Source organism: Chitinophaga rhizophila, from assembly GCF_019492185.1.
Lineage (GTDB): Bacteria > Bacteroidota > Bacteroidia > Chitinophagales > Chitinophagaceae > Chitinophaga > Chitinophaga rhizophila.
The window spans coordinates 251279-264457 of sequence record NZ_JAICCF010000001.1; the positions used below are offsets into that span (position 1 = coordinate 251279).

The window sequence follows — 13179 nt, forward strand, 5'->3', positions numbered from 1 at the left end:
CGTTAGCAACCGAGGCCAAATGATCTAAAAATAGGGCAAACGATAAAGCAAAATAGCAGAAGCCGCCATTGTATGTAGTAACCCACCAAAGTTACAATTCGTTAGCAACCGAGGCCAAATGATCTGAAAATAGGCTAAATGATAAAACCAAATAGCAGTAGCCGCCATTGTATATAGTAACACAGCAAAGCTACAATTCGTTAACAACCAAGGTCAAATGATCTCAAAATAGAGTAAATGATCGAACTGAATAGCAGAAACCGTCAATGAATGTAGTAAAGCACCAAAGCCATAATGATCTCAAAATAGGGCAAACGATAAAGCAAAATAGCAGAAGCCGCCATTGTATGTAGTAACTCGCCAAAGCTACAATTCGTTAGCAACCAAGACCAAATGATCTAAAAATAGAGTAAATGGTCGAACTGAATAGCAGAAACCGTCAATGAGTGTAGTAAAGCACCAAAGCCATAATGATCTCAAAATAGGGCAAACGATAAAGCAAAATAGCAGAAACCGCCATGGTATGTAATAACACAGCAAAGCTACAATTCGTTAGCAACCAAGGCTAAATGATCTAAAAATAGAGTAAATGGTCGAACTGAATAGCAGAAACCGTCAATGAATGTAGGAAAGCACCAAAGCCATAATGATCTCAAAATAGGGCAAACGATAAAGCAAAATAGCAGAAGCCGCCATTGTGTGTAGTAACACAGCAAAGCTACAATTCGTTAGCAACCAAGGCCAAATAATCTAAAAAAAGTGTAAACGATAAAACCGGATTGCGGGAACAGGCGGTGTGGGTAATAAAGCTTCATAGCTTTAATGCTTTGATAGCAAACACCTGATGGCCTCAAAAAAAGGTCAAATAGTAAACAGGATAGCGGGAATAACCGTTATGAGTAGTAAAGTGGCGAAGACAAGTCGATACTTGACAACTGCACGTACCTAGCCTGCCTTCGCCGCATAATCTTTGTTATCTATAAATTAATGACTCTTAACAGTTATCGAGTAACCTTAATCAGTTGTGCTGACAAATCAGGGGTTGGCATTTCTTTATCCAGGGGAAACATAGGACGTTTAATCCGTTTATAAGGCAGCCGTTCCAGGTTTTGGTCTACTCCGCCAGGCGTCAATGCCAGTATCCAGTCCGCCCGCATAGCATATAGTTCCGGTTCCAGGTAGCCAATCTTTACAACAACGATATCTGATTTACGCGGATTAAGTCCCAACCTGGTAAAGTCACCCTCTTTATGATAAGGCTTACGCTTTTGGGTAACAATGACGTGCACACTGCCGACTTTTACCACAACTTCAACCACCGCATCGCGGTCACCTTTTTCGATAGCTGTGACAGTACCGTTTAATCGTACCGGAGGGGCATAGCGCGCATCAACTTTTGCACCCGCATAACCATCAACATGACCGCCTACACCGGCAGCAATCGCTTGCTCAACCAATTCAGGACCAGGAATCGACGCATAGATGAGAGAGGGGCCGTCGGCAGACTGGAACTCTTTACGTGCCAGGATTTCTGTCAGCGTCCACGTAACGTCTCCGGCACCTCCTGCGGTAGGATTATCTCCTGAATCGCTGATAAAAAACGGATGTTTATTACTGGCAATAGCTTTATCCAGGCTACCTTTCAGATCGTCGGTAGGGGCCACGAAAGCGTAATCTTTCCGTACCTCCCAGAAACTTCGGGCAAGTTTTTCGGCGGTGGTTACTACTTTCTGCTTATCATCGCCGGTTACCATTACCACCGCATGATTGCGGGGTTCGTCCGCCCAGGCATATCCTACCCAGATGGCAGCGTCCACAATGCCAGGTTGTGCAGCAGCCGGTGCTACCGCTTTATAGACCGTTTTAGCCGGTTCTATGCGGGTGCTGGTCTTCTCTCCAGGCAGCAGTACCGGGATAGGAATCCAGGCTTTATAAGCAGGCTTTCCTTTGCCGCTCTCTAAGCGTTGGAGGAGGTTCACGACAGCGCGTTGTTTTGTTTCCATGGCATCTTCATGAGGAGCCATTCTATAACAGGTGATAAGGTCTACATTTTCGGCCAGTCTGCGGGATACATTACCATGCAGATCCATAGATGTAGAAATAATTGTCTTATTACCGATCACCTTCCTGATCCGGGTAATAAAGTCTCCCTCCGGATCATCCAATCCTACCACGCTCATGGCCCCATGAAGATCAAGGAATAACCCATCGTAAGGAAGGTGGCGGCGAAGGGAGTCCAGGGTTTTATTCACCAGTGATTCGTATGCTTCCCGGGTTACCGCGCCTCCTGGTAAGGACTTTCCGACCAGCGCCGGGAACCAGGTTGCCCTGCTTCTGACAGGTGAATCCACCCCAAAAAAGGGATATGGCTTGAAAACGTCCTGACCGTAACGGGCATGAAAAGCCTCTTCGGTGGTGAGCGCAGGAGAAAAGGTGCTGGACTCTATACCAAGTCCGCAAATAGCGATACGGGGAAGAACTGTCCTTTGTGCTTGTACATTCCCCCAGACCAACATAACACATAATATCAATATCGACAATAAACTTCTCATATATAGATTTTAGCTAACAATGTGACTTGCATTAAAGTAGTCAAATTAGCCAAAAACTAGCGCAGTTCATAATACCGGGAACATGTTTACCTGGAGCCTGCATGAAACGCTAGCCATTCTCTGCTTGGCACATGGACTGGCAGATATAGGTAGGCTGCCCGCATATCGCAATAAACAATCTGTCATTTAGCATATACCTTCCATGGGTAATATCCTATTATTTTAAAAGTACTACTCACAACCGTTATATATCGGCACGAAGATTATATTGCCAGTGCCGGTATCCCGCAAATGAATTGTATACTCGGGGGTCTTTTATGTTATCACCGGGAGGCGCTAAGTCATTGTATGTAACACAGCGTTAATTGTAAAAGGAAGTGTATATATCAAGCACTACTAAAAATATATCGTTCAGCGTTCGTGCAGGAGATTGCTACTAGAGTAGATACGGCTATTTTCGGCAACAGATGGTATGTTGCTCAACGCAATTCCTAGCTAGATGGAATCTATGTATAAACATCTCGGCATCGGTGTACCATGCTTCCGTCACAGCATCAGTATATGTTTCCCGCCCCAGGTAGCAAGATGCCAACTTAATTCTTCACCTGAAATACTATCATACACAAACATTGCAGCAGCGGCGTACAATATTGTTGTGCGAAAACTAGTAGGCGGTGTCCGAAACGGAGAGTAAGACGCTAATTCAGCATACACCTTACACGGGTAATACCGTATTACTTTTAAGGTACCGCTCATAACTGTTATATATCGACACGAAGATTACATTGCCAGTATCGGTACCCTGCAAATGAGTTGTATACTCGGACACCTCTTATGTTATCTCCGGGAGGCGTTAAGTAATTGTATGGAACACAGTGTAAATTGTGAAAGAAAGCGTATGTATCATGCACTACTAAAATTATATAATTCAGCGTTCGTGCAGGAGATTGCTATTAGAATAGGTACGGCTATTTTCGGCAACAGGCGGCATGTTGCTCACCGGAACGTCTGGTTAGATTAAATCCATACATGAACATCTCAGCATCGGTGTACCCTGCTTCCGTCACAAAATTAGTTTATGTTTCCCGCCACAGGTAGTAAGATGCCAACGTGATTCTTAACCTGAAATGCTATCATACACAAACATCTCAGCAGCGGTGTACAATATTGTTGTGCGAAAACCAGCAGGCGGTTTCCGCAACAGAGAGTAAGATGCTAATACGATTCTCCACATTGAATGATATGATCCACATATATCTCGGCGGCGGCGTAAAATATTGTTGTGCGAAAACTAGTAGGCGGTGTCCGCAACAGAGAGTAAGATGCCAATACGATTCTCCACATTGAATGATATGATCCACATACATCTCGGCGGCGGCGTAAAATATTGTTGTGCGAAAACTAGCAGGTAATTTTCATAACGGAGAGCTTACTATTAATAAGGTAATTTACCTTGACTAGCAAGTCACACAAGTAACTCAGCAGCGGTGTAAAATACTTTGGTCAACAAACAAATACCTTCCTTAAGCGAAAGGCAGTACATTGGTAATGAAGTCAATTATGCTTAATAAACCAATACAAATTCATCACAGCCTTGACCTTAAACAAATCCCCCCTTATCTTCCTTGTTTGAAGCTCAATTCTATTTCTTTAATAGTACCAATGCGGTACGAAATGTCATTTGTATATTTTGCCTTCCTTATTAAATTCTCTCACCATTCCCTCCTCCAGATCTACAGCAGACACTGCCCGTATCTCCCCATCGGGCTGCATATTTTTCAGAAAGCAGTACTGTGCCACATTGATGATTGAAGCGCCTGATATCTCATGCGTAGCGGCTAGTTTCTCAAGTATGCCAGGCCTTTCCATCATTTGGTCGGGTAAAATCATCTTCCAGAGTTGCAATCGTTCCGCCTGATTGGGCATTGGGAACTGGATAATGGATTGGAAGCGGCGAGCGAAGGCAGGGTCAATATTATTCTTAAAATTCGACGCCAGTATAACTAATCCGTTGTAATTCTCTATGCGCTGCAACAGGTAAGCAATCTCCTGATTGGCATATTTGTCATGTGCGTCGCGTATATTGGTACGCTTTCCAAAGAGCGCGTCCGCCTCGTCGAAGAAGAGTATCCAGTTCTTATGTTCTGCTTTGTCAAAGAGGTTTGACAAATTCTTTTCCGTTTCACCTATAAACTTGGAGACAACCAGCGACAGGTCTATACGGTATACATCAAGGTCGTCTTGTGTACCATTTGGATCTTCCGCAGGATCACGTTTGCCGAGCAGGCAGGCAGAGAGGGTTTTACCAGTTCCCGGCGGACCATAAAACAGCGCTCTGAAGCCAGGTTTAAGTCGCTTATTGGTCGCGCGCAGCTTATCTTTCAGTTTCAACCACTTCCTGAGCTCCTGCAACTGATCCATCGTTTGCTGGTTAACTACCAGGTCGGCCCATTCCAATGGTGTGGTAATACTTTCAGCCGGGAAGTCGTTACCAAATCTTGGTTTGGCATAAGCTCCGGTCAGGAATAGATCAATAAACTCCTGTGACATCACGATCTTTCCACTCATGGCAGGATCACCTTCTTCCGGCTTTTCGAGCCAGAGTACCTGTCGCTTGGCAAATATATGCGCCTCATTGAAGTAACGCATTTTTTCAATGCGTGCCGATAGATCGGTACCAGCAAGCAGGAAAAGGAAAGTATCACCGGTTGGTAGCAATCCGCGGAACTGTGTCCCTTTTACACAACCAATAAGGGGAAAATCGCCTTTATCGACTAGGTATTCATTGATGACATCTTCAAAGAATATAGCGTTAATATGAGGTGCCAATGCCATTATTAACAGCAATTGTGCTTCTTTGTCCAGCTCATTGTCCCGGATAAACCTGACAAGGGGAGCATCTTGCCAGGAGTCGCCTGGCGTTACCTCAGGATTGGGTATAACAGGAACAATGTTGTTGTCCGGACTGAAGTACTGGCCCAGTCGTTTCTTCATCTCGTCCCTTAGCCAGGCTAAATATTCCTGTAGGACGTGTGCATTCTTTGTATTATCGATCGTCATGTATGGGAAGTGATTATTGCTTCAGAAGGATTCAATCAGCAGCGTGGTATTATTTTGGAGGTGCCACAGGAGCACGTGCAGGAGCAGGAGCGGCAGCTGGCGGCGGCGTTACTACCGGAGGATCAGTAACATCATCCGTATTCTTTTTGCTAGTTGCAATCATATCAGCCACATATGCTTCATACTGCACTTGCCAGGCCGCCTTCAGTGTATTGAACTCTGCTTCTGATACAGGTTTCTTAATCTCTATCTCAGGGAATGGGTTTGACTTGATATACTCCATAAAATCCAGGCCGTGATTTCCTTCATGGAAGCCAAGTGACTTATTTCCCTTTTCCTGATCAGCCTTGATGTGCCCGCGGCCATAGGCTGAGTCACCCGAAGCGGTAGCGGCGGCTCCGTACACCGTCTCGATGATCAAGGTCTTTGAAATCTTCACCTTCGTGATCTTATTCTTATTATTCTTTTCGTAGGAAATATAGGTGGCTATATTTCCTTTCGTCTCTGCATGGTTATCAGGAATATTCTCTTCTTTTGTAGCCTTTCTGTCAGGCTTGATTTCTACTTTAAAATCCCCGACCGGAAACTTAGCCACCTTCGATTCTTCATCAGGCTTTATGCCTTCCGGTAACGGAGTGGAGATATCTCTTTGTAGACCGGGAGTGTTATGTCCGGCAGCAGTAGCAGGAGCCTTACTATCCATCGCAGGAGCAGCACCCTGCTGCACAACATGTGTCAGTTCATGTGCCAGCAGGTGTTTACCAGCAGAAGACTCGGTGTCGTATTTACCGCTATTGAAATAGACATCGTTGCCGTGAGTAAAGGCCTGTGCACCAAGTTCTGTACTTAAAGCAGCCGCCTTCTCCCCTGTATGTACCCTGACGTTGCGGAAATCTGCTCCGATCGCACTGCTCATCTCCTTTCGTACATCAGAAGATAAGGGCATACCGTTAGTTTGTTCCTGTTTTAATTGTCTGGACAGTTGGTCACTAGTTTCTTCCATTCCGCGGGAGTTGCTTTCTTTCGCCATTAAAGAAGGTTTATTACCTTTCTCTTTTTCGTCCTTTTCTTCTCTGATAAGTTCATCCACAGCCGGCTTTTTCTCTGGTTCCTCCTTCTTTTGCACGGCCTTGTCGTCTTCCTTTTTATCAGCTACTACGGACTTTTTCTCTTCTTCTTTTACCGGCTGACTTCCTTTCTTTCGCACAGTTTTATCATCCTCTTTCTTATCAGTGGCCGTAGGCTGTTGCCCTTCCTTTAACAGTTTATCCTCTTTCTTCTGTATAGCTTTCTCTTCTTGTTTCTGCTCTGCCGCTTTTGGTTTCTCATCTTCTTCCTTCCTATCACCGGTGTCCTTCTTCTGTACTTTCTTATCTTCTTCTTTCTTTTCCGGCATTGCCTGAATTGCAGAGATTTCCTTTCGCTGTAGCGCACCGGTGCTAGCAGGCTGTTTGCTGATTACCTTGTCTGCTACGGCATCTGCTTCTCTTTCATATGCGTCTCCAGGCTGACCAATAGCCAGCTTAGGTTGAAAGAAAGCATCCTGTTTACTTGGTAATTCTTTGGGGACAGGGCTGAAGAAAGGAGCCTGTTGTTTATCTGTGTTCTCGGGGTTACGGTGTCTCCGATAGCGACGACTATTCGTTTTCATTTCTATCGTTTTAAGTAAATGGGGAGTACTATTCCGCTACTGATATCAGCCGATCATTTATTTCAGTTGCCAGTGCACGATAATCCTTCGCGCCATTGGCTGTATTATCGAAAGTAAAGATATCCAGCGATTGTTCCTGTGCTTTTGCCAGAGAGATGTTACTACGAATGCCAATATCCAGCACAAGACCAGGATATAGCTCCTGTAGCTGCGCACGGATGTGCCGGTGCATACTCTTATGTTCATCAAACCTTGTAAGTACAATGCCTAATATTTCCAGCTTCTTATTCAACTGCTTTTTGATGAGTTGAACATTCTTTACAAAACGTTGCACACCTTTGAACGGGAGAAATTCTGCCTGCAAAGGCATAAGCACATAATCACTGGCTGTTAGCGCATTGACAGTCAGCATACCAACTGCCGGCGGACAATCAATTATTACAAAGTCATAGCTTGTTTCAAGCTGTGCAAGTATCTGGTTGAGCAACTGCTCCCTCCCATACATACTGACAAGTTCCAATTCGGCACTTGCCAATTCGAGATTAGCAGGTATAATGGGAAGTACCGTTGTTTCAATAATCGCCCGGGACACATCAGTCAGTTCTCCGGATGCGGCCTGTTTCAGCAATTCATATATACTTAGAGAGGAGTCGTCAGCAATACCCAAAGACTGGGTAAGATTAGCCTGCGGATCGAGGTCTATCAGCAAGACGTTCTTTCCCATTCTTTGCAGCGCAGCCGCAAGATTAAGAGCTGTTGTCGTCTTTCCTGAGCCTCCTTTTTGTATGGCAATGGAGATTGTTATCATCTTCTGGGGTTATGAAGGCTATGTGATACTAAGCCTCTGTCAAAATACCTTCATCATCTATATTATACTGTCCGGTTCTGAGAGCGGTCACATAATCATCCAGCCAGTCGAGAAAGCTCGGATTACCTGTATATGCAGGACCTTCAACTGCAGAGTGTCTGAGTACTTGTCCGGCAGTGCCTTCCGGAGCAGGAGCCATATCCAGCAGGATCATGTCTCCGTAGCTGTCAGATGCTATAGGTACCCATTGCGCATGCCACCACACGGGTTGAAACTCAGGAGCTGTGTCCAGCTTATCCAGCGCTTCTTCAAATTCACCATCATCGTTCATCTTGGTCATGTACTGATGTGTCTCTATAATTTTTTCGCTATCATGCAGATAATACCTTCCTATGCGTACCGTATCATTAATAATGTTGAATGATTGCTTGAAATCTTCCGGCAGATCTGTGGGTAAAGCAGACTCCAGTTGCGCTCCTTCCTCAGACTTAGACTTTGCAAGCATGTCTGTCAGTACATCAGCATTATTTACCTGATGTTCTGTATACCATACTGAAATAGCCTGCCAAGTATTATATACAGCGTCATATACTATACTTGTCTGCTTTCGCTGTGGATCTGTGAAAGCGACTTTTGACTTATAAATGAACAGTTCTCTGTTTTCTATATCTATTTTTTCGAGTTCTTCTGCCTCCACAGAGAACAGCGGCACTATTTTAATCAGCTCTCCTTTATAATCCTCTTCATTCAGCCATTCCTGGGACCTGTATCCAGCGTTGAGGATGATAACCGCATCTTTACCATCAAAGCCGGGTACCGCTCCTGTTTTGTAAATAGTGCCTGACCTGAAGCCACCATCTTCTTTAATCTGCTCAAAAAGCTGATAAAAGAACGTACCTGTCTCTTCGACTAATTCAGGAGATGACTTTGCATGAGTCGTTAGCGTAAGTTCAATGTCGAGCCCATCTTCATCAGTCAACTGCGATAATCCCAGGGAGACTATTTTTGTGTCAGTGATCTCAAGTTCGGCATCAGGAAAGCGAACGGCTACATGAAAGGTAGTCCCTTCTTCGGATGTCAGTTCAATGAGACTACCCGGTGTACCAAAGCTTTCCTCATACAGGTCTATCAATTCATTCATATATGGCTATTTTAGATGCTTTTTGAAGTAATCTGCGTGTGAATCATTCCACCACATGTCATGGCTGACATTAGGTATCGGATCATTGTATCTTGGCGCTTTCTTGGAACTTTCCTGAGAGGCCTTCGGACTTTCTACGCCCCAGTAGTTCCCAGGATCGCTGTTCCATATAACATTATCCTTTTTATGTTGTGTATGACCCACCCTATTCCAATGTTCAGAAGCACCTTCGGTACCAGCATGGCCCAATACAATATTTTTGTAAGTTACAATTTCTCCTGATCTTTCACACTTATACCGCGCTTCTGCAGATCTGAGGTAAGCAGGATCGTTTTCTTTACCAGCTACCCATCCATATTGCGCCTCTTTGATCAGACTCTTTTTGATGATCTCCCGACCAGGCTTACTATCTTTATCCGGGTTGGAATAGCCATATGTTGAACGCCTGTCAAAATCAACATCGCGGTGTTTTTCTTTGAAGATATTTTCAAAGCAAAGATCCTGGTAAGGGTCTTTATCACCTTTGGGCGATACCTGTTTGAACAAAATACCGTTTGCTACCCATTCTTTACGCCAGTTACGATGCGCATGTCCTGTCAGCCCATGCTTCCCTGCAAATATGGTATAGTCCCTGACTGTAAACTTCTCAGTACCAAAATGAGCTTTGGCTAGTGCCAGGAACTCCTCTTTCTTAGGTGTCGCTTTAGGCTCACCCGGTTTAATCTGTGCAGCCTGCACATAACTGTAATCCCATCTAGTACCTCCGTCAATTACAGTAATAGACTTAAATACCGGATGACCACCTTTTACAGTAGCTGCCACCTTCTCTGCCTCCTCCCGCTTAATTCCACCACCTTCGTTATTCAGATATTGCTTTTCTGCTGCATCAATGGCCTGTAAGCCTGCAGTAAGCTTCTTCTGTTTATCTTTCTCATCTCCCTTCTTTTCTTTATCATCGCCTGGCTTCATGATCGCCTTCACTTTCACAGACTGCTTATTGGGTTGTCCTTTGAGTGTACCAGTCACTATCCAAAGGTCCGTTCCCTGGGGTTTAAAGGCGATTCCTGGTGTATTATGTTGCTTTTTGATACTATCGATAGCACCTGTAATCTCCTCACGCGTCATGGGCTTATGACCTTCCAATGCCTTTACTTTCTGCATAGCAGCAGCAAAGTTCTTCATCTGTTCAGGATCTGCTTTGGCCCCATCCTTGTCTTTACCTTTACCGCCACCGGTGCTACCGCCGCTGCCTTTCGCCGGTGGACCACCTGCACCAGGTTTTCCGGCACCTGCGCCTGGTTGACCAGCTCCGGCAGGAGGAGGTGCCCCTGCCGCAGGTGCTGCACCAGCACCACCACCATCAGTAAACTTGCCCTGTTTGTCCTTCTCTCCACCACCACCTTTCTGCGGTACATGATCATTCACGAGATCGGTCATGAATTTCGTTCCATCAAACTTCGCTTCACTAAACGTAACCTCAGGAACTTTACCAGAACCCAGGACATATTCCATATCAGCCCCAATACCAAATTCACCAGGCAATGGATATTCAAGCGCCCCAATAGGCCACGTCCATTTTTTATCCGGTAACGGAGACCACCACGGACTATCTACCTCTACAAAAAGATCTCCACTTAAGCCGAGGAATGGCTGAGCCGCAATCTCCATATGTCCTTTAAAGAAGAACTCACCCGGATCACGGTACCCGATTGTTGGCCTTGCGTCCACATATCCTTTTACACCTGCATCAGCATTCAGACCTACTCCTACTTTCAGATCATGACCGAGTAGCTCAACTCCCGCTCCGCCTTCTGCACGTAGTCGCAATCCGGCATAAGCGGACATATTCAGGGAACCGGACAGGGTAATGCTCTTAGCGATGTCAGGATTATTGGAATAAGTACCTTCCACCTCTATATTGTATATCTTCGCGGGACCAACCTTGGCCAGTGCTATCAAGGCCATATTGGCAAAGACGAAGACATTACCCACAACCGGCAGACCATAAGCAGCCCTGGCTTCCAGCTTGAACAGTTCTTTGGTATAGTCTTTCTGCTGGAACAATACAATTTCCTTTGGAGGCGCTATCTTACCTACGACGGTCACACATCCCTTTCCATCTACAATGACGTTTACACTACCTGCAAACCATTCTGTCAAGCTAAACGTCAGATTGCCGACGCCCGCCATTCCACGCGGACCTTTGCCCTCTGCCGGCGCAGGCACTGCTCCTGGTGGTTCTGCTTGTGCTGCAGGTGTGCCTCCGAGTGTGGTCACCGCAAAGTTATCTGCTGTTTGCTTGTCTGTCATTACAAGTGTCAGCGAACCGCTTAACTTGTCTCCTGTGTACTGTACGGTTCCTTTCACATCCAGCACACCTTCCTGGAACTTCGCTGCCACTTCACCGGAAAAGCCTTTGAAGCTGACGCCAAAAGCACCTTCGCCCGACATCTTATCTTCAGCTAGCGTAATGTCCAGGTTGCCTTTCGCCACTCCATGAATATCCATTTCAGCTACTACATGGGCGGACGGCTTCATATTTTCAAAGCCAAGATCCATAGTAGCAGAAGCAAATCCGCCAACCTTTACCTTTGTACCATTCAGCGTAAAGGTAAATACGCCATTCTCAAATGTATTTGTCGCCTTGGATAACACATTCTCTACATCAATACCTGTCAGCCATCCCAGCGCTTTGCCGTTTTTACGCAGCCATTGTGGAATGGCCTCCGGAGCATCATTTTTCCCAATTGTACCAAACCCGCTGATCTGCCCGTTGGCCAGTCGTACTGCCAGCATCGGATTAGCGGCGCTGAACATCGGCATATTCAGTGGCAGGTAAGCGTTCCTGAGACTTTCCAGCACACCGTCTTTCTCTCTTACTTTCATGACGCCGGCACCTGCTATTTTACCGCCACTGATACTTACATCCAGCCCTTTTCGCTTGTCTGCCCCTTTGATCGCTTCCAGCAAATTGGCGGAAGGGTTGAAAGTACCTGAAGAGATATCCACTACCTCTCCGGAAGCAGCAGGTGGTACCCCTCCTCCGGTATTAGCCGGAGCTCTCTGAATAGTATCAGCTGATACAGACGGCGTACTCTCTACCTTCTTTTGCAGCGTTGCATCTTCCTGCTTATGTCCAGTAACAGCTGACTGCGTATCCTGTTTTTGCTCCGTGTCTGCTTCGGCCACCTTACGCTGTACAGATGCGCCTTGTTGTATAGTATGCGTCAGTTCATGTGCGAGCAGATGCCTACCAGTACTACTGGTTGCGTCAAATTTATTATCATTGAAGTAGATGTCATTACCGTGCGTGAAGGCCTGCGCCTGAAGATCATTACTCAGTGCAGCTGCTTCTTTGCCTGTATGCACTCTTACCCCACTGAAGTCAGCACCCATCGATGACTCCATAGCAGTACGTGTATCTGATGGCAAGGGAAATCCGGAGCCTTTGGTCTGCTGTAACCGTTGCTCCAGACTATTACCACCAGCTACTTTAGTATCATTAGCCTGCGCGTTGGAAGACTCTTTTTTCTGAATATCATCAGGAGGATCTCCCATACTGTCAAATATCGGCTTACGTTGCAGCCTCTTATCCTCCGGTTGTATGTCCTCATCCTTTTTGTCCTGCTCTTTCATTTGCATAGCGCCTGATTGAGCGGCGGATGATGGCACAGCGCCAGCGGATACCTTACTGACTACAGCGGGTGCCACAGCCGATGCCTGCACCTGCGGCTGACTCATACGCTGCACAACCTTATCGGCTACCTGATCTGCCTGTTTCTCGTAATGATCATCCGGCTTGCCAATTGTTAGTTTCCGTTGAACGAAAAAGGGCTCTTCCGATGTGGCAGTCTCTCTCAAAAACGCGCTATCAGTTCCCTTCTCTCTGCTGAAAAAGGAACCTCCGGCAGCCTGCGGCTTTGCCTTTGAGGTCTTGCTTTTATTATCGGTCGCTTTGATCATCTCT

General features: G+C 45.8%; 6 protein-coding genes. All 6 read right to left on the bottom strand.

Annotated elements, in window-relative coordinates; translation table 11 throughout:
- Positions 1 to 1001: 1001 nt before the first annotated feature.
- The 6 genes from K1Y79_RS01050 to K1Y79_RS01075 all read right to left on the bottom strand — a co-directional run bounded on the left by K1Y79_RS01050 (position 1002) and on the right by K1Y79_RS01075 (position 13175).
- Positions 1002 to 2552, bottom strand: coding sequence for a M81 family metallopeptidase (locus tag K1Y79_RS01050; protein WP_236059445.1), 1551 nt, complete (start codon positions 2550 to 2552; stop codon positions 1002 to 1004).
- Positions 2553 to 4229: 1677 nt separating this feature from the next.
- A complete protein-coding gene (locus K1Y79_RS01055; protein WP_220248140.1) occupies positions 4230 to 5612 on the bottom strand; it encodes an ATP-binding protein in 1383 nt (460 codons plus the stop codon).
- 49 nt (positions 5613 to 5661) lie between these two features.
- Positions 5662 to 7263: an eCIS core domain-containing protein gene (locus K1Y79_RS01060; RefSeq protein ID WP_220248141.1), complete on the bottom strand. Its 1602-nt coding sequence runs from the start codon at positions 7261 to 7263 to the stop codon at positions 5662 to 5664.
- Positions 7264 to 7291: 28 nt separating this feature from the next.
- On the bottom strand, positions 7292 to 8071 hold the full coding sequence (locus K1Y79_RS01065; protein WP_220248142.1) for a ParA family protein: 780 nt from the start codon (positions 8069 to 8071) through the stop codon (positions 7292 to 7294).
- Between the two features lie 28 nt (positions 8072 to 8099).
- Positions 8100 to 9212 carry an SMI1/KNR4 family protein gene (locus tag K1Y79_RS01070; RefSeq protein ID WP_220248143.1) on the bottom strand — a complete coding sequence of 371 codons (1113 nt, stop codon included), beginning with the start codon at positions 9210 to 9212 and terminating at the stop codon, positions 8100 to 8102.
- A gap of 6 nt (positions 9213 to 9218) precedes the next feature.
- The gene (locus K1Y79_RS01075) at positions 9219 to 13175 is read right to left on the bottom strand and encodes an eCIS core domain-containing protein (protein ID WP_220248144.1); all 3957 of its coding nucleotides are present in this window, start codon (positions 13173 to 13175) and stop codon (positions 9219 to 9221) included.
- Positions 13176 to 13179 lie beyond the last annotated feature (4 nt).